This is a genomic window from Streptomyces sp. NPDC001532 (genome assembly GCF_040298625.1).
In the GTDB taxonomy this organism is placed as follows: Bacteria; Actinomycetota; Actinomycetes; order Streptomycetales; family Streptomycetaceae; genus Streptomyces.
Genome location: NZ_JBEPAL010000001.1, coordinates 293,757 through 319,302 on the forward strand (window position 1 = coordinate 293,757; position 25,546 = coordinate 319,302).

Sequence of the window (25,546 nt, forward strand, 5' to 3'; positions counted from 1 at the left end):
CATCGAGCCACGGAGGCGAAGCAACAGGGTCAAGGATCCGGGAGCCCTATCCTTGTCCCCGGCGACGTCACGGATCAGCCCACACCCGGGCACCACGACAGAGGCCACCACACCCGGCCCCCGTAGCTCAGTGGATAGAGCAGGCGCCTTCTAAGCGCTTGGCCGCAGGTTCGAGTCCTGCCGGGGGCGCAAGTCTCCGCCCTCCCTCCGGGAGGGCTTTTTTGCTGGTCAGAGCGGGTGAGGATCGACACACGTCAGGCCCGGAAGCACCCTCGGTGATCAAGGTCGCCATCCAGGGCAGATGACGGAACCGGCGAGGATGCCGCCGGACTCCCCTTGGAACAGCAGTTCACCCGGCTGGAGCCGTTCGTCCTCGACGGCTGCCGCAGGATGCGGGTCAGGTCCGGATGCCTGGAACGGTACGGGTCTCACCCTCCCCCGCCTCGGTCCACTGCTTCCCGATCTCCGGCGTGGCCGTATGGATCAGCAGATCGCACCACTGATCGACGGCATCGGGCTCGGGCAGGGTCACGTCCTCCACGCGCACGGCCACGGCTTCCTCGGGCCGGGGCAGCCGAGGTTCGCCGCCGCCTGCCCAGGTTGGGAGGGACCCCCAGCGCGGAGCCTAAAAAGCTCAACTGATCGCAGCTTCCCAAGCTGAGAGCGCGAGTTCGATTCCCGGCAGCCGCTCTTGAACGAAGCCCCAGTTCGGAGACCCGGGTTTTCGTGGCTGTCGCCCATTGCCGAGCGGACCGCTAGGCGAAGGCTGGAAGGGCCAGTCCCAGGGTGCCCCAGCCGAGGAGAGCCGTGAGGGCCGCCGAAGCGGCTGCCCAGAACAGCCGCTTCCAGAAATACGCGTCCAGGCCCCTGGACACGACCACGCGGGCGGGGTGCTTGAGGTGGTAGGCGATGTTGTATGGCGCCTCGTGCCCGTCCTGGGGCGCTGGACGGGTCTTTCCGTCGGTGGCGGTGTAGCCGTAGTGGACCCGGCCGCGGATGAGGGTGGGCACCGTCTCGACCGTGACGCCGTGGCGGGGCAGGTACCAGATGTTCCACGGGGCCGACGACGCCTCGATCGTCACCTGGGCCATCAGCAGTGTGCCTGCGCCGAGCAGGAGCACCGCGAGTGCGCGGGCCGCGTGGTCCCCGGCGATCACCACGCCCGCGGCGAGGGCGACGAGTCCGAGGCCGAGTGTGGCCATCACCCCGATGACGATGACAGCGGCCGGCGTTCTCGGCTCCGCGTCCTCCTCGTCGTCCGCCTCCCGTGCTCCGCGTCCCGCCCGGCCGTCGTCCGCGTCCGGCCTGGGCGTGACCGTCACGAGCGTCGAGCCGTCCACCGGAGTCTCGTCGGCGGGACGTTGGGGCAGCGCGTCGTTCACCGCTTCCCCGAAGACGGTCGCCGAGGCGCGGGACACCTCCTCGATCCGGTACCGGGTCGGCACGGTCCCGGCGGGTGCCGTCAGCTCGACGGCGACCGCCCGCCCGTCCGCGTGCACGCGCGCGACGGCGGCGAGAGGGATGCGGACCTCTTCGCGAGGACCGCGCAGCACCAACCCGTACGGCTCGGCACGGAGTTCGGCTCCCTGGGCGCCCAGGAGGACGGGTACGGACGGGAAGGTGAACGACATGCGGGAGATCGTAAGGGGCGGGGATTCCCGGTGAGTACCCCACTGACATACGGTCAGCGCTGTGGACGCAGTCATCCTGGTACTCATCCTGTTCATCTTCGCGGGCCCGGTGCTGTTCGCCGTCGGCCTGATGATGTACCTCGGCCCGAAGGCCGCCCTCCGCGACATGAGGGAGCTGGAGGCGACCGGCGTGGAAGTGCCGGCGACCCTGGTCTCGCTGGCGCCTCAGAAGACCTTCCTGCGCGTCGTCTACGAGTACACGGCCGCGGACGGTTCCCGGACCACCCACACCACATACGCCGGCCGCAACCCGCTGCACGTCGTGGGCGAGACGTACCCGCTGGTGCGGACGGCGCGCACGTCCAAGAACGTCTGGATGGGGACGATGGCCGCGGTGCGCAAGGAGCGCGCGGGGCTTGAGCATCACATCCGCTTCACGGTGTGGGTGATGCTCGCGGGTGTCACGACCTGCGCCGTGGCCGTGACGGGCACGGTCCTCTTCCCCTGACTCACGTCGTTGGAGGGGTGTTCCTTGCGGCGAGAGAAGCCGGGTACCGGGACAACCGGATCCCGTGCCCCCTTCCGGGCGCTACATGCCCGAGGGGGAGGGGAGCCGAATCGAGTACCCGGCTCCCCTCCCCCTGTGATCCCCAGTACGGCCGTCGTGGAGCCGATACGGAGAGCCGTTGCTTCCTCCGGTGTCGGAGGGCGAGCGCACACCAATGCGCCGGCACGACTGTGGCACGCGGCGAGCTCCCAGCACTCGGTGAGCACGCCACCCTGCGGCACCACTTTCGGAGGGCTGACGAGGGGGGCGGCTTGTGGTACTTCGAGGCCGTACCCGACCTCGGCGAGTTGATCGCCGTCAAGCAAGCCGAGCTGACTTCGGCCGGCCAACTCCATCGGTGCGGCTGGGAGCACCTGGAGGACGAGCATGGCTTCCTGGTAGACCAAGCGATCGATCCGGCAGAAGATCTGCTGGAGGCCGTCCCGGCCGACGAGTCCCATCGGGTGTGGACTCGGTGAGCGCTCCAGGTCAACCAGGGATCGTCGTGGCGGAACGGGGGGAACATTGAGCAGGAGACGCTACGTCCCGCGGGGCGTACCAGGTGGATACCGGATCTGGGACAACCGCGGACGTCGGTGGTGGGGGGACCTCTACGAGTTGTGTCCTGACGATCTCGTGGCCGAGCTGAACGGTCAGGCGGACCACGCACGGATCACTGCGCTGATGAAGCGTTACAGGGCGCAGAAGCGCTGACGTGTGCGCGGGTCACCAGCGCACCAGGTCGGGCGTGGAGGAGCGCGTATCGCGCGTCCTCACCTTCGGCGTCGGACGTACCGGACCGCCACCAGCGCCCCGATGAGGATCGGGACACGAAGGCCCACACTGTCGTCGCGCCGTGGTACGGGCGGTAGGCCGTCAGGGCAGGCATGTGTTCAAGAAGGGTGATCCGTCCTGAATCGGCGTGACTCGTCATGATCCGCCGCGTTGAACGGGGAGTGCGGCGGCGTCACCTGTCGTCGCGCTCCTCGACTTCTTAAGGAGAACGTGATGTCTCGCATCGCGAAGGCAGCCGGTGTGGCCCTCGGCACGGGCACCATGGTCCTCGGTGGGGCCGGCCTCGCCATGGCGGACGCGGGCGCCGGTGCCGCGGCCGTCCACTCGCCGGGCGTGCTGTCGGGCAACCTGGTCCAGGTGCCGGTGCACGTGCCGGTCAACCTGTGCGGCAACACCGTCGACGTGATCGGTCTGCTGAACCCGGCCTTCGGCAACACCTGCGTCAACCAGAGCAGCCACCACAACGGCGGCGACGACGGCCACAACGGTGACGACAAGCCCGGCGAGGACTACGGCTACGGCAGCTGACACCCCACCCGAGAGAGCCCCGGCAGCCCCGAGCGCCGGGGCTCTCTCATGTCCGCGACCGTGCGGGGCTCACGCGTACCGGTAGATCGCGCCGTGGTCCTCCAGCGCGTCCGGTGTCACGTCCCACGGCGGCAGCTTCTCGTGCCGTGCGACGACCCGGCCCCGCTGGAGGTCGCCCGGCGCGGGCTGCCTCGCCGGCAGGTACCGGTGTTCCCGGTGGCGGCGCTGCCAGCGGGACCAGAGGAGGTCGATGAAGGCGTGGTGCAGCCAGAAGACCGGGTCGTTGACGGACGCGCCGCCGACCATCACCCCGCCGACCCACCGGTGCACCCGGTTGTGGTTGCGCCAGGCGGTGCTGCCCCGCCCGGGGCCCCAGCCCTCCAGCTTGTTGCGGAAGCCCTGGGTGGCCGTCGAGTCCCAGGGCGAGACGTCGTAGACGGGGTCCTTCAGCGCCCACTCCAGTTCGCTCTTCGTGGGCAGTTCGATGGGGTCGCGGGCCCGGCCGAGGTCCCGGGTCAGGAACTTGGCGTCGGTGACGCCCTCCTTGAGCGTCCACCTGCCCTCCGCGAAGGCGAACGGCCCGGTCGTCACCTGCCGGTCGGAGGCCCGCCCGTTGCCGCCCAGCAGGTCCGCGGTCCATGGCGTGGCGGACTTCGAGCGGTCGCGCGTCCAGTCCCAGTAAGGCACCGAGACCGACGGATCGACGCGGCGCAGTGCCTTCTCCAACTCCAGCAGGAACTGCCGGTGCCAGGGCAGGAAGGAGGGCGCCATGTGCGCGGTACGCAGGCCGCGTTCGCCGTCGGCGACGTAGTACTCGATGTGCATCCGCACGAACTCGTCGTACTCGCCGCGGCGTTTCAGCTCCAGCAGCGCCTTGACGAACCGCCGCCGCTCGGCGCCGGTCAGAGTGCTGACGTCCTTACGGGTGTACGCCATGGTGACCCCCCTCGTGCGCTCCATGGGCCCCGTGCGGGCCGTGCGCCGGCCGTGCCTCCGCCAGCCGCTGTCCCGGGCCCAGTTCGTCGACGGCCGCGCGGGCGGCTTCGAGGGGGGTCGGGTACGAGCGGTAGTGGTCGACCATGCTCAGCCAGGTGCCGTCGGCCCGCCGCATCAGGTGGAGCGGGCGGCCGTCCACGGTGACCTGCCACTCGGCGTCGGCGCCGAGCGCGCGGCCGGCCGTGAGGAGCATGCCCTCGATGCGCCGGCCCTGGTAGATCTCGTCGAACGCGAGGTCCCCGGGCGCCTGCTCCGGGCGGGCCGGCCCGGACGCCACCACCAGCGGCGCGACGGCCAGGGCGCCGGCCGAGGCGACCAGCCCGCGCACCAGGTCCCGCCGGGTGCCGCCCGCCGCCCGCCGCCCCGGCGGTCCGGCCGCCTCTCTCGCCGGTCCGCTCTCCGTGCCCACCGCGACTCCGCCGACGCTGACGACCATCGTGTGCTCCTCGTACGGTTCGGTTGTCTGTACGGGACTAACCGCCCGCGTGTGCCCACGGTCACCGTCGGCCGCCCCGTACACCCCGGACAGGCGAAGGGCCCGGACGCCCTCCGCGGCGTCCGGGCCCCTGGCCCTCGTGCGAGGTCTCGGTGCCGTCGGGCCTTACCGCCCCGGTCCCATGACCAGCTCCGCGCCGGGCACGGTCTGGAGCACCGGCGTGAGCACCCCCGCCTGCGGCAGCTTCAGGCCGGGCAGACCGTAGTGTTCGGGGTCCGGCGGGGTGATCGGGGTGTCCGCGGACAGACCCGGAGCCAGCGTCCTGAGGTCGGAGGAGGGGGCCTGGAGTCCTACGTGGTCGAAGTCGTCGCCGAGGAGGCGCGGCAGCGGCGCGTGCAGTCCGGCGCCCGGCAGTCCACCCGTGACCGGCAGCTGCGGGAGCGTCCGGTCCGGGACGAGCCGGCCCTCCACGTACCGCGGGCCCTCCGGCTCGCCCGGCATCAGCAGGGGCAGTTCCCCGGCGACCTCGGGCAGCTCCATGTCCAGGGACTCCTCGACCCCGTTCAGCGGTACGGGAACGGGGACCGTGCCGGCCGCGGCGGCGGGTGACGCGGCGGCTCCCACCGCGGCCGCGACGCCGGCGACTACGGCGGCAAGGGTTCCTCGGGTGGTCGACTTCATTTCAGGCACGGTCCCTTTCAGGAGTCGGCGGGCTCAACGTCCTTACCGCGTAACGATCCCGAGCCGCGTCCTGAGATCGGCACCGGCGGAATTCCCCCGTGTGCCGCAGTAGTCGTAGTAGTCGTAGTAGTCGTAGGAGTCGCCGGAGTTGCAGGTGTCGTCGGAGCGGGTGTCGTGAGAGTCGTAGCAGTCGTAGAGGGTCGAGGAGCGTCGTGGCGTCGGCTGGTCACGGCAGTCGGCCCGTCGCCGGAGCCGAGTGATCAGCTCGTCCAGAAGTCCCACCAGCGCGTCAGGATCAGCATCCCGATCACCCCCAGGTGCGCGAACGGCATCACCCAGGTGAACTCCGTCAGGAACGACCGCACCGGGCGTGGCGCCGGCAGGAACTCGTGCCGGACGGCGAACGCGGTGACGTACCAGAAGAGGACGACGGTCGCGATCCAGGCCAGGACGCACCACAGGCACAGCGCGTTGATCCGGTACAGCGACTCGAACTGCAGCCAGCTGACGAAGCCGACGCCGAACAGACAGCCCGCGTCGAAGGTCAGCCAGTACCAGCGGGGGAAGGCCGCGCCGGCCATGAGGCTCATGCCGACGCAGATCACGACGGCGTAGGCGGCCAGGCCCAGCATCGGGTTGGGGAACCCGAAGGCGGAGGCCTGGTCGCTCTCCATGACGCTGCCGCAGGACACCACCGGGTTCAGGCTGCATCCGGGGGTGAAGTCCGGGTCCTGAAGCAGCTTGAACTTGTCGAGGGTGATGACCCAGGAGGCCAGCAGCCCGGCCGCGCCGGTGAGCACCAGCAGCAGCGCGAAGCCGCGGCCCCCGCCCGCGGTGCGCGCCGCCGGGCGGTCGGGCCGGCCCGCGGCGGCGGTCATCAGGCCCGCAGGCGGCGGGCCGGGAGGACCACGTGCGCGGCGGCGTTCAGGGTCTCCTCGGCGCCCGCGAACGCGGCCAGCGCCTCGGGCTCGACGGGCTTGCCGGGCTTGGCCTCCGGCCAGGGGCGGGTGGTGAACACGAAGTAGGCGAAGCCGCGTTCGCCGACCGCCGCGAGCCACTCCGGCGGCGGGGTGCACTGGGCGTTGAGGTGCGGCATCGTGACGACCGCCTGGCCGGCCTCGACGAGCAGGCCTACCGGCAGGCTGGGCCGGGACGCGCCGTCGACGAGGTCGCCGCCCACGGGCAGGCCGTTGTCGCCGAGCATCCGCTCGACGGCGGCGGAGGTGGCCTCGGGGCCGTCGGGGCCGTCCCCGAGGGTGTAGGCGAGGAGGTAGGGCATGTCGCCGTCGGGGGCCTCGCCGCTCCAGGCCATGACGACGAGGGTGCCCATGTCGGTGGCGCGGAAGGGGCGGGTCTGGTTGGGGGTTGTGGTCACCGCGCGACCTTATCGGCGTACCGGAAGGGGGCCGGGCGTGTTCTCACCCGCGCGGGCGACGGCCGCGTTCGTCACCACACGAACGAGGGACGGCGCCCCGGACATCCCTCGAACAGCGGAAAGGGCCGATTCCCGGTGGGGTGGAATCGGCCCTGCCGAAGGCGCGGGCCCGTGGGCCTCGCGGGTGGGGCGCCAGCCCTTGCGTCAGCCCCCGTCAGCCTCCCAGCGGGAGACCGCCGAGGAGGCCGCCCTTGGCGTTCAGGGTCTTGGTGACACCGCTCACCGTGCTGAGCACGGAGTCCTCGTTCTCGGTGTCGAGGGCGTTCGACTGGTGCTTGAGCGGCATGGCGTCCATGGGTTCGATGGGGCCCTTGGTGAGCGTGTTGACGGCACCGTTCAGGCTGGTGGGCGTGAGGTCGGCGGTGTCGTAGGCGAACGCGGGCGTGGCGGCGCCGGCGATGACGACGGATCCGGCGACGACGGCGGCGGCCTTCAAGGACTTCATCGTGTTCCTTTCTTCGGCGAAGCGGGTCGCCGGAGGGGATTCGGACGCCGTGCACAACGATCCCCGGGCGGCTCGGAAACCCCACGCGCGGAAGACATATGAACAGCCGTCGTGCCGACCGGCGGATCGGCACGACGGCTGGAGGCTCCGCTCGCTCAGGAGGTGGGGAGCAGTCCGGTCGCGGGCAGCGCCGGGCTGGCTGCGGGCGCTTCGGGTGCGGCCGGGGTGGCCGCGGGCAGGCTGGGCAGCGCCGGGGTGGCGGCCGGCGAGCTCGGCACCGCGGGGGCCGCCGCGGGCAGGCTCGGCAGCGCGGGCAGGCCGGCCAGGTCCGGGGCGGGCAGGCCGCCGCCGAGCAGGGTGGCGGTCAGGAGGTTGACCAGCCCGGTCACCGCGGCCGTGACCTCGGAGACGATGTCGTCGACCTTGCCGGAGGTGGCGGCGTCGATCAGCTTGTCGATGGCCTGCTGGAGGGCGGCGAGCGCGTCGTCCGTGAGGTCGGCGGCGGGCGCCTTGGCGTCGCTCTGGGCGATGCCGGGCAGGGCCGGGAGCACGACCGGGTCGGCGGGCTTGGCCGGGGTGCTGGGCACGGCGGGGACGGCCGGTGCGGCGGGGGCCTGGGGCAGGCCCGCCGCGGGCTGGGCCGCCGGGGCCGCCTCCTGGACCTTGGCGATGGATTCCTTCGCCGCGTCGCCGAGCCGGGCGGCGTCGGCGCTGGACAGCTGGCCGTTGTCGGCCTTGAGCACGGCGTCGAGCAGGTCGGTGACCGGGGTGAGGACGATGCCGAGGCCGGCCAGCGACTGGTTCTGGGTGAGCAGTGCGGCGGCTTCGGGCACGGGCTCCTGGACGGTGGTGCGGGTGCGCTCGTGGTCGGCCGCGACGGCGGCCGGTCCGGCGATGCCGAGGACGAGGGCGGCGCAGACGGTGGTGGTGGCGATACGCCGAACGGGCAGGCGACGCATGAGTGTTCCTTTCGATTGCGTCGGGTCGTGCCTCCACCGTGCGAGCGCCTGTTGCTCTCTGCAACCGCGCAAATACTCTGAGCGACCATCAGTCCTGGTGCATCGCCGCTGGTGAGGGCCGCGCCGGGCGTCGGGCACCGGGCCGGGGCCGCCCGCTTCCATTCGGGTCAGCACATGCGAAACCGGCCGCCTTCCCCACGGGAGAGCGGCCGGCTGCCAAAGGGCGGCGCGACGTCAGTCGTTCACGCAGGTGTTGCCGAACGCCGGGTTCAGCAGACCGATGATGTCGACGGTGTTGCCGCAGACGTTGACCGGGATGTGGACCGGGACCTGGACGACGTTGCCGGACAGCACGCCCGGGGAGTGGGCGGCCGCGCCCTGGGCGCCGGAGTCGGCAGCGGCCACACCGGCGGTGCCGGCCACCGCGGCGACGGCGGCGGAGGTCAGGACCAGGCCCTTCGCGATACGCGACATGGAGAGGTGCTCCTTGGAGTTGACACAAACATCCGGGCGGATGCCCGGCGCTGTGTCAACGCACGGGACGCGCCGGGGTTCCGCCTCCAAAGGGGTGATGTCGCCGCGGGCACAGGTTCACCCTTCCGACACTCTTGTCACCTTTCGGTGGATTGGTGCGGATAGCGGCTAGAGTTGCGGACCACTCGAAACGGCCGTACCGCGACCGGCACCTGCGTCAACCGCCGTACGACGACTACGACGGATGTGAGGGGCGTTTTCGATCATCGCTCGACGCCGCGCGGCGCGGGTGGTGACCAGCCGGCCGTCCGGCTCGTTTCCCAGCCGGACGCGGCCCGGGCCGGCGTGCTCTCCGCCGCCGTCGACACCCGGAAGTGAGGCGCGTTCCCGCCCGTACCGAGCACCGTCCGTGAGCGAGGAAAACCGCGCATGCACCAGTTACCACCCGGCCCTCCGCCGCGGGTCCTGCACCTCACCCAGCCCGTCGAGGGCGGGGTGGCCCGGGTCGTCACCGATCTGACCCGGGCCCAGCTCGCCGCCGGCCTGCGGGTGACCGTCGCCTGCCCGGAGAGCGGGCTCGCCGACCGGCTGCGGGACGCGGGCGCCGACGTGACGCCGTGGCGGGCGACGCGTTCGCCCGGGCCGTCGCTCGCCGGTGAGGTGCGGCGGCTCTCCCGGCTCGTCGCGGAGGTCCGGCCCGACCTGGTGCACGCGCACAGCGCGAAGGCCGGAATGGCCGGACGGCTCGCGGTACGGGGCCGGATCCCGACCGTGTTCCAGCCGCACGCCTGGTCGTTCGAGGCGGTCGGCGGGGTCACCGCGGGGCTGGCGCGGGCCTGGGAGCGGTACGGGGCGCGGTGGGCGCACCGCACGGTGTGCGTCAGCGAGGCGGAGCGGGCGACCGGGCTGCGGGCCGGGGTCGGCGGACGGTGGGCGGTGATCCCCAACGGGATCGACCCGGAGCGCTTCCGGCCCGCCGACGCCGGAGCCGTACGGGCCGCGCTGCCGGCGGACATCGGTCCGCGGGTCCCGCTGGTGGTCTGTGTGGGACGGCTGTGCCGGCAGAAGGGGCAGGACGTTCTGCTCGCCGCCTGGGACGCGGTCCGCGCCCGGGTGCCGGGCGCCCGGCTGGTGCTGGTCGGCGACGGGCCGGACCGCGACCGGCTGATGCCCTCCGCGTCGGTGCGGCTGACCGGCGCGGTCAGCGATGTCGTCCCCTGGTACCAGGCCGCCGATCTGGTCGTGCTGCCGTCGCGCTGGGAGGGCATGGCGCTGGCCCCGCTGGAGGCGATGGCCTGCGGCCGGCCCGTGGTGGTGACGGACGTGGACGGTGCCCGCGAGAGCCTGCCGCCCGCGCTGGCGGCGCGCTGCCTGGTGCCCGCCGAGGACCCGGCAGCCCTCGCCGCGGCCGTCGCCGGGCTGCTGGCCGACCCGCCGCTGCGCGCGTCGCTCGGCGACCGGGCACGCCGGCACGTCCTGTCCGCGCACGACGCGCGACACACGGCCGAGGCGGTCGCGGACCTCTACCGCGGCCTGCTCGGCAGCGGGCCCGGCGAGGACGCCGGGTCCACCGAGTACAGGGAGTCCATCCACTCGTGATTGCGGAAAGTACTGCGGGGGGCCAGGCGGAGAGTACGGCGGGGGGCCCGCGGGGAGGTACGGCCGGAGGCACGGGCACCGTCCCGTCTCCCGGGACGCGGCCCTGGGGCCACGGTTCCCCGCTCGTCCCGGTGCTGCCGCCGCCCCGCCGGGGCACGGCGTCCCAGGTGCCCGCCCGGCCTCCGGCGGCCCCACCGCCCGCGGGTCCGCCGCGGCTGCTCGCGGATCTGCCGGCCGCCCTGCTGGGGTCCGTCGCGCTGGCCGGGCACGGCCCGGTCCCGATGGCCCTGCTGGTCTGCGCCGCCGTACTGCTGCGTCCGCGCCGGCCGCCGCGGCGGACCCAGGGAGTGCTGGACGAACTGCCCACGCTCTGCGGCCGGATCGTGGTGGCCTGGCTGGCGCTGGCGGCCTCGGTCGCGGCGTACGCGCCGCAGGAGGCGGTGGCCGCCCACACCCTCGCCGCGGGCTGCGCGGTGCACTGCGCGGCGGCCGGGGCCGGCCGGGGCGTGGTGCACCGGCGGCGGCGCCTCGCGCTGCTGCGCCGGCCGCGCGCCGCGCTCGTCGTCGGACCCGCCGCGACCGCCCAGCGGGTGGCCGCCGCGGTGCTGCGGCATCCGCGGTACGGGGTGCGGCCGGTGGGGATCGTGGCCGAGGAGCCGGACGGCGCGGCGGGGCTGCCGGTGCTGACCACCGGCGAGGAGGTCCGGCGGGCGCTGGTCCAGAACGGCGTGCAGGACGTGCTGGCCGTGCATCCGTCGGTGCGCGCGCGGCAGGGCCCGCTGCTGCGGGCGCTCGCCGAGTCGGGCTGCGAGGTGTGGGAGATCGACGCCGGCTCGCCGTCGTACGGCACTCCCGAGCGGCTCGCCGGGTTCGCCTGGCGGCGGCTGGAGCTGGGCACCGGGCGGCGCGGCGAGGCGGGCAAGCGGGCGCTGGACCTGGTGGTGTCCGGGGCGCTGCTGCTGGCGGTCGGTCCGCTGCTGCTGCTGTGCGCGATGGTGCTGCGGGTGACCGAAGGGCCCGGCGTGGTCTTCCGGCAGGAGCGCGTCGGCAAGGACGGACGGCCCTTCACCCTGCTGAAGTTCCGCACCCACCGCCCGGCCGACGCGCACGAGGCGGCGACCCGGTGGAGCGTGGCGAACGACCGGGACATGCGAGGGTTCTGCCGCTTTCTGCGCCGGACCTCGCTGGACGAGCTGCTCCAGCTGTGGAACGTCTTCCGGGGTGACATGAGCCTGGTCGGCCCGCGCCCCGAACGCCCCTACTTCGTGGACCGCTTCAGCCAGACCCATCCCGGCTACGCGGCCCGCCACCGGATGCGTACCGGCATCACCGGCCTCGCCCAGGTCAACGGGTTGCGCGGGGACACCTCCATCGAGGACCGGGCCCGCTACGACAACGCCTACATCGACGACTGGTCGCTGTGGCAGGACGTCTGCATCCTGCTGCGCACGGCGGCCGCGCTCGTCCGGCCGACGGGGAGCTGAGCCGGATGACTCTGGCCCTGCCGCCGGTCCGCCCCCGGTCGCTGTCCCCGGTGCTGCCGGTGGTGGCCGTGGTGGTCCTGCTCGGCCTGCCCGTCGCCCCCGGCGACACCGGCGGGGCCACCCCCGCCGACGCGGCTTCGGCGCTGGTGGTGGTCTGCTGCGCGGTGCGGCTGCTGCGGCAGCGGCGGCGTCCGCTGTCGCCGGCCGCCGCCGTGGTGCTCGGGCTTCCGGTGGTCGGGCTCGCGGTGGCCGCCGTGGGCGCGGTCGCGCCCGGCGCCGGGCTCGCCGGGCTCGGCCGCTACCTCCAGATCTTCGTGCTGGTCCCGGCCGCCGTCTTCCTGCTGATCCGCGACCGGGCCGACTTCCGGCTGCTGGCCTGGTCGTTCGTGGGGCTGGCGGTGTGGCAGGGCGCGGTCGGTGTCCACCAGTACGCGACCGGCACGGGCGCCTCCTACCAGGGCCGGCCCATTCGGGCGGTCGGCACGTTCGGGACGCAGGACGTCATGGGGATGGCCTCCGTGGTCTCCCTCGGGCTGGTGTGCGCGGCCGGGCTGGCGCTGGGCCGGTCGGCCTCCGTACGGCAGCGGGGCGCCGCCGTCGCCTGCGCGCTGGTGCTGCTGCCGCCGCTCGCGCTGTCCTTCAGCCGCGGCGCGTGGATCGCCACCGCGGTGACCTGCGCGGCCCAGCTGCTGCTGGCCGGGCTGCGGCGGGCGGCGCGGGTGGGGGCCGTGGTGGTGGCCGCGGGAGTGATCCTGGCCGGCGGGTTCGGGGTCGGTACGGCGATGCTCCAGGAGCGGGTCGCGAGCATCACGCAGGTCGCCGACGCTCCCGACCAGTCGGTCACCGACCGGTACACCATGTGGGCCGCCGCGGTCGGCATGTGGCGGGCCCAGCCGCTGACCGGCGTCGGGCTCAAGGGTTTCCCCGAGCACCGGGACACGCACGCCTCGCCGGCGCTGTCGGCGGGCAGCGACACCGAGGGCGCGGGCGCGGCCTTCCGCAAGCAGCCGCTGCTGTCCCCGCACAACATGTATCTGCTGGTGCTGAGCGAGCAGGGCCTGATCGGGCTGCTGGCGCTGGTGGGCAGCTGGCTGGCGCTGCTGGTCTGCGGGCTGCGCGGACTGTGGGCGGCGCGCACCGGACGGGTGCGGGGCCTGGACTGCGCGCTGGTGGCCTGCGGCCTGCTGGTGTGGCAGCTCACCGACTTCCTGTACGCCGACATCGGCGGCCCGTCCACCGTCCTGACCGCCGTCTGCTTCGGGGCCGCCGCCTGGTGGGCGCTGGCCGGCGGCCGGCCGGAGGAGGCGCCGACACGATGACGGCGACACCACCTCGGACGCCTCGGCCGGAAGCGGGACTTCCGGACAGAGGACTTGCGGACAGCGGACTCGCGGACAGAGGGCTTCCGCCGGCGGGACCTCCGGAGACGGGGCTTACGGAGACGGGGCTCACGGACACGGGGCTTACGAACACGCTGCTTCCGCCGGCGGGACCCGCGGAGGCGGGGCACGGCGTCACCGGCGCCGCCGTCCCCACAGCGGTCCCCGCCGTCCCCACACCCGTCCCCCCGGCCCGAGGCGCACCCGGTGACGGCGCCGGTACGCGACACGCGCACGACTCGGGCGGCTTCCTCGCCAGGGCCGCGTTCGTCACCGCTGCGCTCTCGGTCGCGGCGGCGGTGCTGGGGCTCGCCCGGGATCAGGCGCTGGCGCGGCTGTTCGGGGCGGGCAGCGACACCGACGCGTTCCTGGTGGCCTGGACGGTCCCGGAGTTCGCGGCCACCCTGCTGATCGAGGACGGGCTGGCCTTCGTGCTGGTCCCGGCGTTCAGTCTGGCGCTGGCCCGGCGGGCGCGGGGCGGTCCGGGCGACCCGGTCCGCGCGCTGGTCGCCTCGACCGTGCCGCGGCTGCTGTTCGCCCTGGTCGGCTGCGCGGCGCTGGTGATCGCCGCCGCGCCCCTGCTGGTGGCCGCGCTGGCGCCCGGTCTGCCGGACCCGGCCCTCGCCGTCGACTGCACCCGCCTGACCGCGACGTCCGTGCTCAGCTTCGGCCTCGCCGGGTACTGCAGCGCCGCCCTCCGCGCCCACCGCCGCTTCCTGGCCCCGGCGGCGATCAACGTCGCCTACAACACCGGGATCATCGCGGCGATGCTGGTGCTCGGCGGGCGCTGGGGGGTGCGCTCGGCGGCGGTCGGCGTGGCGGTCGGCGGATGCCTGATGGTCGTCGTGCAACTTCCGTCGCTGGTGCGTCAGTTGGGCGGGCGGGGTGGGAAGGGGCCGGTGGCGGCCGGGGAGAGCGCGCGGCCGGTGGCGCTCGCGCTGGTGGCCGCGGTGCTGCTGTTCGCGCTGTGCCGGCAGTCGCAGGTGCTGGTCGAGCGGTACCTCGCCTCGCCGCTGCCCGCCGGGGCGATCTCGCACCTCAACTACGCGCAGAAGGTGGCGCAGATCCCGATGACGCTGTCGCTGATGCTGTGCACGGTCACCTTCCCGGTGGTCGCGCGGGCGCTGGCGGACGGCGACGGCGAGCGGGCCCGGGCGCGGGTGGAGCGCGATCTGGCGCTGGCCGCGTGCATGGTGCTGCTGGGCACCGCGGCGGTGGTCGCCTGCGCCCCGCAGATCGTCGAGGTGCTGTTCCAGCGGGGCGCGTTCACCGCGCGGGACACCGCCGCGACCGCGCGGGTGATGCGGGTGTACGCGCTCGGGCTGCTCGGCCAGACGCTGGTGGGCGCGCTGGTGCGCGCGTACTTCTCGGCGGGGCGGCCCGCCTGGTACCCGGTCGGCGCGATGGTCCTGGGCGCCGTCGCCACCCTCGGGCTCGGGGCCCGCGCCGTCGGCCCCTGGGGCACCGTGGGCATCGCCGCCGCCAACGCGGTCGGCATCACCCTCACCGCCGTGCTGCTGCTGGCCGGCTGCGGCCCGTTCGGGTCGGTGCCGGTGCGGGTCCGGCAGGTGCTGGCGGCGGTGGCCCGGCCGCTGTGGGCGGCGCTGGCGGCGACCCTCGCGGGCGCGCTGGTCGCGGGCCGGGTGGCCGCGCCGGTGCCGTCGCTCGCCGTCGGACTGCTGACCGTGACCGTCGTCTTCGCCCTGCTCGGCCGGGCCCTGGGCGCGCAGGGCGTCGCCTCCGCACTCCGTTCCGTACGTTCCGTGACCCGAAGGCTCGCACATGGCCGCTTCCGTTGACTCCTCCACCTCCACCTCCCCGTCCACCTCCACCTCCACCTCCACCTCCGCCGCACCCCGCGCCGACGCCGCGCCGGCCTCCCGTACCGGGCCGGTCCCGTGGGTGGCGATGTACCACTCGGTCGGCGACCGCTCCGACGACCCCTACCGCATCACCGTCACCCCGGACCGGCTCGACCGGCAGCTGACGTGGCTGCGCCGGCGCGGGCTGCGCGGGGTGTCCGTGGCCGAGCTGCTGGCCGCCCGGGCCCGCGGCGAGGGCCGCCGGCTGGTCGGGCTGACCTTCGATGACGGGTACGCCGACTTCGTCGACCACGCCCTGCCCGTGCTGCGCCGCCACGGCTTCAACGCGACCCTGTTCGTGCTGCCCGGCCGGCTCGGCGGCCACAACGCGTGGGACCCACTGGGCCCGCGCAAGCCGCTGCTGACGGCCGAGGGCATCCAGTACGCCGCCCAGGAGGGCGTGGAGATCGGCTCGCACGGGCTGACCCACGTCGATCTGACGCGGGCGGACGAGGAGACGCTGAAGGCCGAGACCGAGGGAAGCAGAGCACTGCTCGCGGAGGTGACCGGTGCTCCGGTCGCCGGCTTCTGCTACCCGTACGGCACCGTCGACCGCCGCGCCGTCGACGCCGTCCGCGCCGCCGGATACGGCTACGCCTGCGCCATCTCCCCCGGCCCGCTCACCGGCCCGCACGCCCTGCCGCGGCTGCACCTCGGCGAGAACGACACCGCCCCGCGGCTCTACCTCAAGCATCGGCTGCACCGGCTGCGCCGCCGACCGGTGGAGGGGCTGCGATGAAGGCGCTGCACATCATCACCGGCCTCGGCGTCGGCGGCGCCGAGCAGCAACTGCGGCTGCTGCTGCGCCATCTGCCCGTCGAGTGCGACGTGGTCACGCTCACCAACCTGGGCACGGTCGCCGACGGGCTGGTCGCCGACGGCGTCCGGGTCGTCCACCTCGGCATGAGCGGCAACCGCGACCTCGCCGCCCTGCCCCGGCTGGTGAAGGTCATCCGCGCCGGCGGCTACGACCTCGTCCACACCCACCTGTACCGGGCCTGCGTCTACGGCCGGCTCGCCGCCCGGCTCGCGGGCGTACGCGCGATCGTCGCCACCGAACACTCGCTCGGCGACTCCCAGATGGAGGGCCGCCGGCTCAGCACGGCCGTCCGGGCGCTGTACCTCGGCAGCGAACGCCTCGGCCGCGCCACCGTCGCCGTCTCCCCCACCGTCGCCGAACGCCTGCGGCGCTGGGGTGTGCCCGAGCCCCGCATCGAGGTCGTCCCCAACGGCATCGACCTGGCCCGCTTCCGTTTCGACCCGCTCCAGCGGCACCGCACCCGGCAGCGGCTGGGGCTGCCGGAACACGCGTACGTCATCGGTGGCATCGGGCGGCTCACCGCCGGCAAACGCTTCGACGTCCTCGTGCACGCGCTCGCCCTGCTCCCCGAGGACCACTGGCTGCTGCTGGTCGGCGGCGGCCCCGAGGAGAACCGGCTGCGCCGCACCGCCCACGAGGCCGGGGTCGCCGACCGGGTGCTGTTCACCGGTGAACGCCCGTACCTGCCCGACGGCTCGCCCGGCCCCGATCTGCCGTCGCTGGCCTGGGCGATGGACGTGCTCGGCTCCCCGTGCCCCGAGGAGGCCTTCGGGCTGGCGATCGTGGAGGCCCTGGCGTCCGGGCTGCCGGTCCGCTACGCCTCCTGCCCCGCGATCGAGGACCTGCCCCCGGACACCGCGCCCGGCGCCCGCCGCGTGACCGGCGGCGCGGAGGCCTTCGCCGCGGCCTTCGCCGAGGTCCGCGCGGCCGGGCCGGCGTCCCGCACCGCCCCCGACGCCGCCCACCACTACAGCATCAAGCGCAGCGCCGACCGGCTCATGGAGGTGTACGCGCGGACCGTCACGCCCGCCTCGTCCCCGTCGACGCCCTCGTCCCCCTCGTCCCCGTCACCGCAGAAAGCCACCGCCTCATGACCGATAACCCCGCCGGGGCCGCCGGCTCCGGACAGCACCGCGCGCCCGCCCCGGCCCGCGGCGCCGGCCCGCTGTCCCGCGTCCGGACCCTGCCGCCCTGGTCCCTGCTCGCCGCCGGGGTACTGGCGGGCGGTGCGCTGGGCGGCGCGTACGGCCTGCTCCAGACGCCGGTCTACACGGCCACCAGCTATGTCGTCGCCGTCCCCACCGAGCGGTCCGACCCGGCCGCCGCGCTCGGCTTCGCGCAGGCCTACGGCCGGGTCGCCACCCAGCTCGCGGTCCTCGGGGACGCCCAGGAGGAGGCCGGCGTCCCGGTGGACACGCTGCGGGAGAGCGTACGGACGGCGACCTCGCCGGACGCGCCGATGATCGCGATCACCGCCACCTCCGCCCGCCCCGGCCTCGCCGTCGGCATGGCGGACGCGGTGGCCCGCGCGCTGACCCGGCACGCGAGCGGCAGCGCCGCCTCGACCCATGTCGAACTGGCACGGTTCGCCCGCGCCACCGAACCCACCGAGCCGTCCTCGCCGTCACCGGCCCTGACCGGGCTGGTCGGGGCGAGCGCGGGCGGGCTGCTCGGCGGGCTGGCACTGCTGGTCCGGCCCCGGCCCGCGCCCACCGGCACCGGCCGCCCGGCCCCGGCCCCGGCCGCGGCCCCGGCCTCGGTGCCCAGCCCGGCCCTGGCCGCCGACGCCCGCCGAGCGCTGTGAATCCGACGGACACCGCCCCCGCCCGGCCCGCCGCCCGGACCACGCCAGCCCGCACCACGGAGGTCGTCACCGACGAGGCCGCGTTCGCCGCGCTCGGCCCCGCCTGGGAGCGGCTCCACCGGCGGTGCGGCGCGGCGACGCCGTTCCAGAGCCACGCCTGGCTGCACGCCTGGTGGCGGTCGTACGGCAGGCCCGGACGGCTGCGGCTGGTGCTGGTGCGCTCCGGCGCGGACCTCGTCGCGGCCGCCCCGCTGATGCGGGTCCACCGGCCGCTGCCCGCGCTGGTCCCGCTCGGCGGCGCGATCTCCGACTACGGCGACGTCCTGGTCGACGACAGCCTCGGCGACGAGGCGGTCGCCGCGCTCGCCGACGCCCTCGCCCGGGCCGCCCGCGGCGCGCTGATCGACCTGCGCGAGGTCCGGCCGGGCGGAGCCGCCGAACGGGTGTACGCACGGTGGAGCGGGCCGCGCCACCGCCTCGACGACTCGCTCTGCCTGGAGCTGCCCGCCGCACCGCTGGCGGAACTGGTCGCCCGGCTGCCCTCCGCCAAGCACCGGCAGCGGGCGCGCGCCCAGCTGCGCAGGCTGGACACGCTCGGCATCGAGCGGCGGGTCGTCGCGCCGCCGGAGGTGGAGCGGGCCCTGGACCGGCTGCTGGAGCTGCACCGGTTGCAGTGGCAGGGGCGGAAGGTGACGCCGGAGCATCTGCGGCCCCGGTTCCGCGACCATCTGGTGCGGGCGGCCGGGCCGATGGTGCGCTCCGGGGACGCGGTGGTCACCGAGTTCCGGCTGGACGGCGAGGTCGTCGCCGTCGATCTGACGCTGCTGTCGGCACGGCTCGCGGGCGGCTATCTGTACGGCGCCCACCCGGTCCTGCGGCAGTGCAGGGCGGACGTGGCGCTGATGCTGCTGGACGCCGCCACCCGGCAGCTGCGCGGGCCCGGCACGCTGAGCCTGCTGCGCGGCAACGAGCCGTACAAGCACCACTGGCGCCCACGGCCGGTGGCGAACCAGCGGCTGCTGCTGGCCCGGCGGCGCACCGCCCCGCTGCTGACGGCGGCGCTGTGCCGGGCCGGGCTCCTCGACCGGGGCCGCGGACTGATCCGGCGGTGGCGCGAGCGCGAGGGCGGCGGCGGGGCCTGAGCGGGCCCGCCACCACCCCTGGGATGCCGGGTGCGGAGGCCGGGTCGCGGCTGCCGGGTCACCGGAACCGCGACCACCAGTCGACGCGTACGCACAGCTTCCCGCCGAGCCACTGCTCGGCCCAGTCGCCCAGCTCCAGCGGCGAGCACTCGGCCGACGGCTGCGGGACCGGGGTGGGTGCGGGCTGCGGGGCCGGCGTGGGCGAGGGCTGCGGGGCCGGCGCGGTGCCGGGCCCGCCGGTGCGGCCGGACAGGGTGCTCCGGTACACCTCGGACGCCTCGGGGTTCTCGGTGCACTGCCACACGCCGTGCGGGCAGTAGTCGGTCAGCGTGTTGTACAGCGGGCGGTGCTCGTCCATCCAGGCCAGCATGCGCCGCATGTAATCCGCGTCGTCGCCGTTGCGGAAGAGTCCCCACTCGGGATAGGAGAGGGCCTTGCCGTGCTCCTTGGCGAAGTCCACGTGCGCCTGGAGCCCGTAGGGCTCCTTCACCTGCTCGTCGAACGACATCCCGGACGGCTGGTCGTAGGAGTCCATCCCGACGACGTCGACCACGTCGTCCCCGGGATAGCACTCCGTCCACGGCACGGCGTCCCGCCCCCGGCTCGGGGCGAAGTCGAACCGGAACCGCTGCCCCGGCACCGAACGCATCGCGGTGACGATCCGCTTCCAGTACGTCTTCCAGGCCTCCGGGTCCGGCCCGCAGCGGTGGGTGTAGGTGATGCCGTTCATCTCCCAGCCGAGCACCAGCACCGTGTCCGGCACCCTCAGCTCGACCAGGCGCTCGGCGAGCGTGCGGAAGTGGTGGTCGAACTCCCCGGCGGCGCCCCGCCGCAGCAGCGCCCGCACCTCGGAGTCCGGGAGGCCCTCCTCGTTGCGCTCCAGCATGGGGACGTTGAGGACGAACACGCGGTCCTCCCGCTGGGTACGCCAGTCCGCCCACGGGTCGAGGAAGCCGGGAAGGCCCTCGATGTTGCTCCAGAGGTCGCCGGGCAGATAGGTGTGCCCGACGCGCACATCGGCGCCGCCCAGCCAGGCGCTCAGCTCGGCGATCCTGGCGACACCGCTCGGGCCGTAGCCGAGGTAGGCGCCGAAGGCGGGTCCCTCGGCCGCCTGGGACGCCGGTGCCGGAGCGGGCGGATCGGCGGCCACCGTCACCCCCAGTCCGGCGGCGAACACGGGGGCGGCGGCCAGAGCGGCCGACGCGGCGACCGCCGCCGCGACACATGCCAGCCGACGGGACCGGTCCCGTCGCCGCTGTGGGGCCATACCTGCTCCTTCTCCGCGCTCGCGCTGCCTGACCGGAGGGACACTGACACTCAGTCACATATGGTGACGGTCCGCCACCGCGGCTGCGGCTTTCGGGCGGGAGCCTCGCCCGCACGGGTGAAGGCCGCGCCGGCGCACGGGCCCGACCATGCGTCAGGGGCGCTCCCGGCGGCGGTGATGCGCCGTGCTCCGGGAGCGCCCCTGAAGGGCCGGTACGCGCGTTACCGGCGGGACGCGGCTCGGCCGCGCCGGTACAGCAGGGCCCCGCCCGCGATCAGCGCGGCACTCGCGGCCGAGGCGCCGAACATGGCCTCGCCGCCCGTGTGGGCCAGGCTGGGCGGCGAGCCGTGGTGCCGGCCCTCGGACGGGGGCTTGTCCTCACCGCTGGGCGGCGGGGTCGTGTTGCCGCCGGGGGGCGGAGGGGTCTGCTCGCCACCGGGCGGGGGCGTCTCACCGCCGGGCGGGGGCGGCTCCTCGCCACCGGGGGGCGGGGGCTCCTCGCCGTAGCCGGGAGGCGTGTCGCCGTAACCGCCGGTGTTGTCGCAGTCGTTGCCGAAGGCGGGGTTGAGCAGCCCGATCAGGTCGACCGTGTTGCCGCACGCGTTCACCGGCACGTCGATCGGCGCCTGCGCGTTGTTGCCGGACCCGACGCCGGGCGAACCCACGGCCGCCCCGGAGGCCGACGCCCCGGAGGTGTCGTACCAGTGGCCGCCGCCGTCGGACGGCTCGTACGCGTCGTGACCACCGTGCCCGGACGGCTCGTACGCGTCGTGGCCGCCGTGTCCGGAGGTCTGGTGCGGGAGGCCGCCGTCACCGGCGTCGCCGTGCGGGGAGCCGCCGCGGCCGTCGTCGTGGTGGCTGTGGTCGTCGTGCGACCCGCCGGCCCCGTCGTCCGGGCCGCCGTCACTGTGCGACCCGCCGTGCGATCCGCCGTGCTTGCCGCCTCGGGACTCGCTGTGCGTGTCGTCGTCCGCGTGCCGGTCGCCGTGGTCCTGGTGCGAGGTGTGGGCACAGGAGTTGCCGAACGCCGGGTTCAGCGCGGCGGCCGCGTCGACGGAGTTGCCGCAGGCGTTCACCGGCACGGTCACCGGGATCTGGATCTCGTTGCCCGAGACGACACCGGGCGAGCCCACGGCGCCTCCGTCCGCCGTGGAGTCGGCCAGGGCGGTGCTGCTGCACAAGGACAGAATGCTCGTCGCGGCGGCGGCCGCGAACACTCCCTTGCTCAGGGTCTGTCGCAATGTCGTTGTCTTCCTGCTCGGAGAGATGGGAACGGCCGGCCTTGAAGGAGACAGAGGTCGCCCAAGGCCGGCCGGTACACCACCGAGTGGCGCGTGACGCCGTCAGTCGTTGACGCAGGCGTTGCCGCCCGCCGGGTTCAGCGCGGCAATCACGTCGATGGTGTTGCCGCACGCGTTGATCGGGACGTGGACGGGAATCTGGACCACGTTTCCGGAGATCGCGCCCGGGGAGCCGGCGGCAAGGCCGTCGGCGCCGGAGTCGGCGAACGCCGGGGCGGCTCCGCCCAGGCAGAGAATCACGCCCGCGACGACAGCAGCGGTCTTCTTCATCAAGTTTCCCTTCTCTGCGGTCATGCCCAATGACGGCCGAAACCGAGCGAGCACGAAGGGGTGGCTCGCACCATGACCGGCAGGCTGTAAACGAGGGATAGACAATCGAAGAGACCAATGAACGCGTGCGGCTGGACAATTCACTCGAATGCCTTCGAGACACGGCCGCCCGGAGAATTCCGGACGGCCGCGGGACACACGAATCAGTCGTTGCCCTCGCCGTTTCCGGACAGCGCCGAAATGTCGTCCAGGATGTGCGAGAGCGCCTCGTCGTTCTTGGCCTGGGTGGAGTTTTCGGCGCACTGCTGGTACTGCGGCGAGGACAGCACCGGGATGTCCTGGACGCCGACGTTGACCAGCGCGAGGACGGACTGGACGTTGCCCTCGGCCGGGAGGCCGACACAGAGCTTGTTCAGCGAGCTCTGGACCAGCGTGGCCTGCGGGCTCATGTCGCCCTTGGTGACCTGGTTGGCGAAGGACGACCTGGCGCCGTCGCCGCTCGCGGAGGTGGTCCCGGTGTCGTCGCCGATGGCAAGCGCCTGGGGGGCAGCCGCCGCCGAGGCACCGACGACAGACATGGCGACCGCCGCCACGGCCATTGCCTTCTTCAGCATTTCGCTTTCCTTTCGGGACAGGCAAGAAGTTCCTGCCCGGCATCAACCGGCAGTTCCCGGATTGGTTGCGGGGCCGCCCGCCGACGTCACCCGGATGGACCGTTCGGCCCGGTTGTCGCCGGGGAAAGGCCGGGCGGCGGCCGAGGCGCCGGAGCGGGGCCGCGCGCTGTGCGCCATCAGAGTGAATGGGGACAACCATGCGCGTCGGTGACAGTTGGTCAGGTGGCTCCGGTGGACGGGGTTTCTCCAGAAGGGACTAGCAAGTGATCAAGAAGGTTCTGGCCACCGCCGCGGTCGCCGCTTCCGTCGTCGGCGCTTCCGCCGCCGCCGCTCCGCAGGCGCTGGCCATCGGCAACGACACGGGGACCACGTCCCTCAGCGGCAACGACTCCGACCAGTCGTTCGGCAACTCGGCCACCTACGGCAACATGAGCCCGCAGATGGCGCTCATCCAGGGCTCCTTCAACAAGCCCTGCATCGGTCTGCCCGCCAAGGCGAACGTCCAGTCGATCCTTGCCCTGGTCAACGTCGGCGTTCAGGACATCCCGATCCTGTCCTCGCCGCAGAACCAGCAGTGTGTCGAGAACTCCACCCAGGCCAAGGGCGACGAGGCGCTCTCGCACATCCTGGACGACATCTCGGCCCTGTCCGGCAACGGCGACGGCAACGACGCCGAGGACTGAGCCGCACTCTCGTCCTCGGGCTCCCTCCGAGCCCCTGGGGCTGCTTGCCGCGCCCCCGTCAGCGGGCCGCCGATCCCTCGGCGGCCCGTCGGCCTTTCCGCGCTGCCCGCACCGACCGGCCGGTCCCCCTCCGCCCGGTGCGCGGTGGCGCTTTCGCATGCCCCGGAGAAAGCCGTCGCGCCGCAGGCCAGGGGCGTTCGTCCCATCATCCGAATGCGCTGCGCCGATCGGGGCACTGTCCGCAACCCCAGGGGGTCCAAACCCGTTGGCGATCATGCAACTCCCCACCGGAGTCCGCTTTTCGAAGGGAACGAACATGAAGAAGCTGTGGGCAACCGCGGCTATCGCCGCCTCCGTCGCCGGTCTCTCGGCGACGGCCGCCCCCCAGGCCCTGGCCATCGGCAACGACACCGGTACCACGTCGGCCAGCGGCAACGAGGCCTCGCAGGAGTTCGGCAACTCGGGCACGTTCGGCGACCAGAGCCCGCAGCTGTCGCTGGTCCAGGGCTCGCTGAACAAGCCGTGCGTCGGCCTGCCGGCCGAGCTCAACGCCCAGTCGCTGGTGGCCCTGGTCAACGTCGGCGTCCAGGACATCCCGATCCTGTCCTCGCCGCAGTACCAGCAGTGCACCGAGAACTCCACCCAGGCCAAGGGTGACGAGGCGCTCTCGCACATCCTGGACGACATCTCGGCCCTGTCCGGCAACGGCGAGGGCAACGACGCCGAAGACGCCGACTGAGTGTCCTTCGCGCCACGGCGGGTCACCGGTTCTCCGGTGGCCCGCCGTTCGCATGTCCGCGGCGGGTCAGTGGTCCGACCGGGCCGCCTGGTCCACGGCGTCCGCGAGCTGCCGTACCGCCTTGTCGCCGGTGGTGCGGGCCAGGTCCGAGGCGTGTTCCGCGAGCCGGGTCAGGGAGCGCGGGGCGCCGGGCAGGGTGGCGGTGCCGTCGTGGCGCAGGGCGTCGGCGAAGTAGGCGGCGGTCGCGGTGACCTGGAAGCGCTCGGAGGCGTCCCAGGCCGAGTCGGCGAGGGCGGCGACCTCCAGGTCGCCGCTCTCCTCGTGCGGGCTGCGGGTCTTCGGGTCGAGCCAGCGGACGGTGGCGGTGGCGAGGTGGCCGTCGGCGCCGGGCTCGGTGCGCACCGCGTACAGGGCGGTGACGGTGTGGCCGGGGCCGACCTCGCCGCCGTCGACGCGGTCGTCGCGGAAGTCGTCGTCGGCGACCTCGCGGTTGTCGTAGCCGACCAGGCGGAACTCGGCGACCGTCTCGGGGTCGAAGGCGACCTGGGCCTTGGCGTCGCGGGCGGTGAGGTCGACGTGGCGCGGGAGTTCCTCGCAGAACACCTCGCGGGACTCCGCGGCGGTCGAGACGTAGGTGGTGTGGCCGTCGCCGCGGTCGGCGAGGCGTTCCATCAGTTCGTCGCCGTAGTCGCTGCCGACGCCCACGCCGAAGAGGGTGATGCCGTGCTCCCGGCGCTCGTCGGCGATCTTCTCCAGGATGGTGTCGGCGTCGGTGTCGCCGGTGTTGGCGAGGGCGTCCGAGACCAGGACGACGCGGTTGGTGGCGCCCTCGCGCAGGCCCTTCACCGCGGTCTCGTAGCCGGTCTGGACGCCCGCGCCGAGGTTGGTCGAGTACTGGCTCTCCAGACCGTCGATCGCCTTGTGCACCTCGCGCCGCCCGTCGCCGAGCCGGGTCATCGGCAGGATCGTCTCGGCGTCGTCGCTGAAGGTGACGATCGCGACGGAGTCGTCGTCGCGCAGCCGGTCGGTCATCACGCCGAGGGACTCCTTGGCGAGGTCCAGGCGGCCCGGTTCGGCCATCGAGCCGGAGACGTCGAGGACGAAGGTGAGGGCCGCCGGCGGGCGTTCGCGGTCGTCGTCGGCGGTCCGGGTGGCGAGGCCGACGCGGACCAGGGACCACTCCTCGTCGCCGGTGCGGGCGCCGTCCACGGTGACCGTGAAGCCGTTGCCGTCGGGGCGGTCGTAGTCCTGGCGGAAGCTGTTGACGAACTCCTCCGGGCGGACCGTCGACGGGTCGGGCCGGCGGCCGTCGGCGAGGGTGCGGCGGGCGTAGTGGTAGGAGGCGGTGTCGACGTCGAGGGCGAAGGTGGAGAGGTGGTCGGGTTCCGGGGCCACGTCGCGGGCCTTCGAGGACTCCTCGCCGCTCTCCGGGGCGGGCAGCGGGGCCCGGTCGCCGCCCTTGTCGTAGGCGCTGTCCGCCTTGCTGCCGTCGCCGTGTCCCGTCCCGCTGCATCCGCTGAGCAGCAGGCCGGCGCCCGCCGTGAGCGCGAGCACCGCGCGTCGTATCCGGTACCGCTCCATCGTCCGTGCCTCCTTCGCGTCCGTCGGTCTCTGTGACTGTGACGGTCCAGGGGCTCGGAACGTGCGTGACGGTG

The 25,546-nt window shown here is 73.9% G+C and carries 30 protein-coding genes and 1 tRNA gene; 15 read left to right on the top strand and 16 right to left on the bottom strand.

What is annotated here, in order from left to right; translation table 11 throughout:
* Window positions 1-116 precede the first annotated feature (116 nt).
* Window positions 117-189 (top strand) — tRNA-Arg (locus tag ABT232_RS01280).
* Between the two features lie 208 nt (window positions 190-397).
* Here ABT232_RS01280 and ABT232_RS01285 read toward each other — a convergent pair.
* Window positions 398-547, bottom strand: coding sequence for a hypothetical protein (locus ABT232_RS01285; RefSeq protein ID WP_351834137.1), 150 nt, complete (start codon window positions 545-547; stop codon window positions 398-400).
* Window positions 548-755: 208 nt separating this feature from the next.
* Window positions 756-1,631, bottom strand: a complete 876-nt coding sequence (locus ABT232_RS01290; protein ID WP_351834139.1) for a hypothetical protein — start codon at window positions 1,629-1,631, stop codon at window positions 756-758.
* Between the two features lie 61 nt (window positions 1,632-1,692).
* Between ABT232_RS01290 and ABT232_RS01295 the strand changes: the two genes are divergently transcribed.
* The 4 genes from ABT232_RS01295 (at window position 1,693) to ABT232_RS01310 (ending at window position 3,501) form a co-directional block, all read left to right on the top strand.
* Window positions 1,693-2,139 (top strand): DUF3592 domain-containing protein, encoded by a 447-nt coding sequence (locus ABT232_RS01295; RefSeq protein ID WP_351834140.1) that lies wholly within the window; start codon window positions 1,693-1,695, stop codon window positions 2,137-2,139.
* Window positions 2,140-2,450: 311 nt separating this feature from the next.
* Entirely contained in the window at window positions 2,451-2,657 is a 207-nt protein-coding gene (locus ABT232_RS01300) for a hypothetical protein (protein ID WP_351834143.1), read from the top strand.
* A gap of 46 nt (window positions 2,658-2,703) precedes the next feature.
* Window positions 2,704-2,892: a hypothetical protein gene (locus ABT232_RS01305; RefSeq protein ID WP_351834145.1), complete on the top strand. Its 189-nt coding sequence runs from the start codon at window positions 2,704-2,706 to the stop codon at window positions 2,890-2,892.
* A 294-nt stretch (window positions 2,893-3,186) separates the two neighbouring features.
* Window positions 3,187-3,501 (top strand): chaplin, encoded by a 315-nt coding sequence (locus ABT232_RS01310; RefSeq protein WP_351834146.1) that lies wholly within the window; start codon window positions 3,187-3,189, stop codon window positions 3,499-3,501.
* 69 nt (window positions 3,502-3,570) lie between these two features.
* Here the strand turns inward: ABT232_RS01310 and ABT232_RS01315 are convergent, their stop codons facing one another.
* From ABT232_RS01315 to chpG, 9 genes are all read right to left on the bottom strand, one after another.
* Window positions 3,571-4,437 carry a tyrosinase family protein gene (locus ABT232_RS01315; RefSeq protein ID WP_351834149.1) on the bottom strand — a complete coding sequence of 289 codons (867 nt, stop codon included), beginning with the start codon at window positions 4,435-4,437 and terminating at the stop codon, window positions 3,571-3,573.
* Window positions 4,421-4,933: a tyrosinase family oxidase copper chaperone gene (locus ABT232_RS01320; RefSeq protein WP_351834152.1), complete on the bottom strand. Its 513-nt coding sequence runs from the start codon at window positions 4,931-4,933 to the stop codon at window positions 4,421-4,423. The genes ABT232_RS01315 and ABT232_RS01320 overlap by 17 nt, the downstream gene beginning before the upstream one ends.
* Before the next feature lie 165 nt (window positions 4,934-5,098).
* Window positions 5,099-5,614: a hypothetical protein gene (locus ABT232_RS01325; RefSeq protein WP_351834154.1), complete on the bottom strand. Its 516-nt coding sequence runs from the start codon at window positions 5,612-5,614 to the stop codon at window positions 5,099-5,101.
* Window positions 5,615-5,656: 42 nt separating this feature from the next.
* Window positions 5,657-5,896, bottom strand: coding sequence for a hypothetical protein (locus ABT232_RS01330; protein WP_351834157.1), 240 nt, complete (start codon window positions 5,894-5,896; stop codon window positions 5,657-5,659).
* Window positions 5,875-6,492, bottom strand: a complete 618-nt coding sequence (locus tag ABT232_RS01335) for a vitamin K epoxide reductase family protein (protein ID WP_351834159.1) — start codon at window positions 6,490-6,492, stop codon at window positions 5,875-5,877. The genes ABT232_RS01330 and ABT232_RS01335 overlap by 22 nt, the downstream gene beginning before the upstream one ends.
* Window positions 6,492-6,944 (bottom strand): DUF5949 family protein, encoded by a 453-nt coding sequence (locus ABT232_RS01340; RefSeq protein WP_450871660.1) that lies wholly within the window; start codon window positions 6,942-6,944, stop codon window positions 6,492-6,494. The genes ABT232_RS01335 and ABT232_RS01340 overlap by 1 nt, the downstream gene beginning before the upstream one ends.
* 259 nt (window positions 6,945-7,203) lie before the next feature.
* Complete coding sequence (locus ABT232_RS01345) at window positions 7,204-7,494, bottom strand: hypothetical protein (RefSeq protein ID WP_351834164.1); 291 nt, start codon at window positions 7,492-7,494, stop codon at window positions 7,204-7,206.
* 155 nt (window positions 7,495-7,649) lie between these two features.
* Window positions 7,650-8,453, bottom strand: a complete 804-nt coding sequence (locus ABT232_RS01350; protein WP_351834167.1) for a hypothetical protein — start codon at window positions 8,451-8,453, stop codon at window positions 7,650-7,652.
* Window positions 8,454-8,687: 234 nt separating this feature from the next.
* Entirely contained in the window at window positions 8,688-8,927 is a 240-nt protein-coding gene (chpG, locus tag ABT232_RS01355) for a chaplin ChpG (protein WP_351834170.1), read from the bottom strand.
* 429 nt (window positions 8,928-9,356) lie between these two features.
* On the opposite strand from chpG, the gene ABT232_RS01360 reads away from it, so the two are divergent.
* The 8 genes from ABT232_RS01360 to ABT232_RS01395 all read left to right on the top strand — a co-directional run bounded on the left by ABT232_RS01360 (window position 9,357) and on the right by ABT232_RS01395 (window position 19,017).
* Complete coding sequence (locus ABT232_RS01360; RefSeq protein WP_351834172.1) at window positions 9,357-10,526, top strand: glycosyltransferase; 1,170 nt, start codon at window positions 9,357-9,359, stop codon at window positions 10,524-10,526.
* 131 nt (window positions 10,527-10,657) lie between these two features.
* Entirely contained in the window at window positions 10,658-12,010 is a 1,353-nt protein-coding gene (locus tag ABT232_RS01365) for an exopolysaccharide biosynthesis polyprenyl glycosylphosphotransferase (RefSeq protein WP_351834174.1), read from the top strand.
* A 5-nt stretch (window positions 12,011-12,015) separates the two neighbouring features.
* Window positions 12,016-13,329 (top strand): O-antigen ligase family protein, encoded by a 1,314-nt coding sequence (locus tag ABT232_RS01370; RefSeq protein WP_351834177.1) that lies wholly within the window; start codon window positions 12,016-12,018, stop codon window positions 13,327-13,329.
* A complete protein-coding gene (locus ABT232_RS01375) occupies window positions 13,326-15,188 on the top strand; it encodes a lipid II flippase MurJ (protein WP_450871656.1) in 1,863 nt (620 codons plus the stop codon). The genes ABT232_RS01370 and ABT232_RS01375 overlap by 4 nt, the downstream gene beginning before the upstream one ends.
* Window positions 15,189-15,297: 109 nt before the next feature.
* Entirely contained in the window at window positions 15,298-15,990 is a 693-nt protein-coding gene (locus tag ABT232_RS01380) for a polysaccharide deacetylase family protein (protein WP_351834787.1), read from the top strand.
* Window positions 15,987-17,165 carry a glycosyltransferase gene (locus ABT232_RS01385; RefSeq protein WP_351834179.1) on the top strand — a complete coding sequence of 393 codons (1,179 nt, stop codon included), beginning with the start codon at window positions 15,987-15,989 and terminating at the stop codon, window positions 17,163-17,165. The genes ABT232_RS01380 and ABT232_RS01385 overlap by 4 nt, the downstream gene beginning before the upstream one ends.
* Complete coding sequence (locus ABT232_RS01390) at window positions 17,162-17,875, top strand: YveK family protein (protein ID WP_351834181.1); 714 nt, start codon at window positions 17,162-17,164, stop codon at window positions 17,873-17,875. Before ABT232_RS01385 ends, ABT232_RS01390 begins: the two co-directional genes overlap by 4 nt.
* Window positions 17,872-19,017 carry a GNAT family N-acetyltransferase gene (locus ABT232_RS01395; protein ID WP_351834184.1) on the top strand — a complete coding sequence of 382 codons (1,146 nt, stop codon included), beginning with the start codon at window positions 17,872-17,874 and terminating at the stop codon, window positions 19,015-19,017. The genes ABT232_RS01390 and ABT232_RS01395 overlap by 4 nt, the downstream gene beginning before the upstream one ends.
* Window positions 19,018-19,075: 58 nt before the next feature.
* On the opposite strand, the gene ABT232_RS01400 is transcribed toward ABT232_RS01395, so the two are convergent.
* The 4 genes from ABT232_RS01400 to ABT232_RS01415 form a co-directional block, all read right to left on the bottom strand.
* Complete coding sequence (locus ABT232_RS01400; RefSeq protein ID WP_351834187.1) at window positions 19,076-20,284, bottom strand: glycosyl hydrolase; 1,209 nt, start codon at window positions 20,282-20,284, stop codon at window positions 19,076-19,078.
* A gap of 221 nt (window positions 20,285-20,505) precedes the next feature.
* Window positions 20,506-21,465, bottom strand: coding sequence for a chaplin (locus ABT232_RS01405; RefSeq protein WP_351834189.1), 960 nt, complete (start codon window positions 21,463-21,465; stop codon window positions 20,506-20,508).
* Window positions 21,466-21,627: 162 nt separating this feature from the next.
* Window positions 21,628-21,879: a chaplin gene (locus ABT232_RS01410; RefSeq protein ID WP_351834192.1), complete on the bottom strand. Its 252-nt coding sequence runs from the start codon at window positions 21,877-21,879 to the stop codon at window positions 21,628-21,630.
* 179 nt (window positions 21,880-22,058) lie between these two features.
* Window positions 22,059-22,469 carry a rodlin gene (locus ABT232_RS01415; RefSeq protein ID WP_351834195.1) on the bottom strand — a complete coding sequence of 137 codons (411 nt, stop codon included), beginning with the start codon at window positions 22,467-22,469 and terminating at the stop codon, window positions 22,059-22,061.
* Between the two features lie 263 nt (window positions 22,470-22,732).
* Between ABT232_RS01415 and ABT232_RS01420 the strand changes: the two genes are divergently transcribed.
* Both ABT232_RS01420 and ABT232_RS01425 read left to right on the top strand, forming a co-directional pair.
* A complete protein-coding gene (locus ABT232_RS01420) occupies window positions 22,733-23,152 on the top strand; it encodes a rodlin (RefSeq protein ID WP_351834197.1) in 420 nt (139 codons plus the stop codon).
* A gap of 316 nt (window positions 23,153-23,468) precedes the next feature.
* Entirely contained in the window at window positions 23,469-23,891 is a 423-nt protein-coding gene (locus ABT232_RS01425) for a rodlin (RefSeq protein WP_351834199.1), read from the top strand.
* Window positions 23,892-23,957: 66 nt separating this feature from the next.
* Here ABT232_RS01425 and ABT232_RS01430 read toward each other — a convergent pair whose 3' ends face one another.
* Window positions 23,958-25,472, bottom strand: a complete 1,515-nt coding sequence (locus tag ABT232_RS01430; RefSeq protein ID WP_351834202.1) for a vWA domain-containing protein — start codon at window positions 25,470-25,472, stop codon at window positions 23,958-23,960.
* Window positions 25,473-25,546: the final 74 nt, after the last annotated feature.

Excerpts from the sequence above, each read along its gene's own strand:
- ABT232_RS01290 (WP_351834139.1), bottom strand. The coding sequence starts at position 1,631 with ATGTCGTTCACCTTCCCGTCCGTACCCGTCCTCCTGGGCGCCCAGGGA.
- ABT232_RS01310 (WP_351834146.1), top strand. The coding sequence starts at position 3,187 with ATGTCTCGCATCGCGAAGGCAGCCGGTGTGGCCCTCGGCACGGGCACC.
- ABT232_RS01315 (WP_351834149.1), bottom strand. The coding sequence starts at position 4,437 with ATGGCGTACACCCGTAAGGACGTCAGCACTCTGACCGGCGCCGAGCGG.
- ABT232_RS01320 (WP_351834152.1), bottom strand. The coding sequence starts at position 4,933 with ATGGTCGTCAGCGTCGGCGGAGTCGCGGTGGGCACGGAGAGCGGACCG.
- ABT232_RS01325 (WP_351834154.1), bottom strand. The coding sequence starts at position 5,614 with ATGAAGTCGACCACCCGAGGAACCCTTGCCGCCGTAGTCGCCGGCGTC.
- ABT232_RS01335 (WP_351834159.1), bottom strand. The coding sequence starts at position 6,492 with ATGACCGCCGCCGCGGGCCGGCCCGACCGCCCGGCGGCGCGCACCGCG.
- ABT232_RS01340 (WP_450871660.1), bottom strand. The coding sequence starts at position 6,944 with ATGGGCACCCTCGTCGTCATGGCCTGGAGCGGCGAGGCCCCCGACGGC.
- ABT232_RS01345 (WP_351834164.1), bottom strand. The coding sequence starts at position 7,494 with ATGAAGTCCTTGAAGGCCGCCGCCGTCGTCGCCGGATCCGTCGTCATC.
- ABT232_RS01350 (WP_351834167.1), bottom strand. The coding sequence starts at position 8,453 with ATGCGTCGCCTGCCCGTTCGGCGTATCGCCACCACCACCGTCTGCGCC.
- chpG (WP_351834170.1), bottom strand. The coding sequence starts at position 8,927 with ATGTCGCGTATCGCGAAGGGCCTGGTCCTGACCTCCGCCGCCGTCGCC.
- ABT232_RS01360 (WP_351834172.1), top strand. The coding sequence starts at position 9,357 with ATGCACCAGTTACCACCCGGCCCTCCGCCGCGGGTCCTGCACCTCACC.
- ABT232_RS01370 (WP_351834177.1), top strand. The coding sequence starts at position 12,016 with ATGACTCTGGCCCTGCCGCCGGTCCGCCCCCGGTCGCTGTCCCCGGTG.
- ABT232_RS01375 (WP_450871656.1), top strand. The coding sequence starts at position 13,326 with ATGACGGCGACACCACCTCGGACGCCTCGGCCGGAAGCGGGACTTCCG.
- ABT232_RS01380 (WP_351834787.1), top strand. The coding sequence starts at position 15,298 with ATGTACCACTCGGTCGGCGACCGCTCCGACGACCCCTACCGCATCACC.
- ABT232_RS01385 (WP_351834179.1), top strand. The coding sequence starts at position 15,987 with ATGAAGGCGCTGCACATCATCACCGGCCTCGGCGTCGGCGGCGCCGAG.
- ABT232_RS01390 (WP_351834181.1), top strand. The coding sequence starts at position 17,162 with ATGACCGATAACCCCGCCGGGGCCGCCGGCTCCGGACAGCACCGCGCG.
- ABT232_RS01400 (WP_351834187.1), bottom strand. The coding sequence starts at position 20,284 with ATGGCCCCACAGCGGCGACGGGACCGGTCCCGTCGGCTGGCATGTGTC.
- ABT232_RS01410 (WP_351834192.1), bottom strand. The coding sequence starts at position 21,879 with ATGACCGCAGAGAAGGGAAACTTGATGAAGAAGACCGCTGCTGTCGTC.
- ABT232_RS01415 (WP_351834195.1), bottom strand. The coding sequence starts at position 22,469 with ATGCTGAAGAAGGCAATGGCCGTGGCGGCGGTCGCCATGTCTGTCGTC.
- ABT232_RS01425 (WP_351834199.1), top strand. The coding sequence starts at position 23,469 with ATGAAGAAGCTGTGGGCAACCGCGGCTATCGCCGCCTCCGTCGCCGGT.
- ABT232_RS01430 (WP_351834202.1), bottom strand. The coding sequence starts at position 25,472 with ATGGAGCGGTACCGGATACGACGCGCGGTGCTCGCGCTCACGGCGGGC.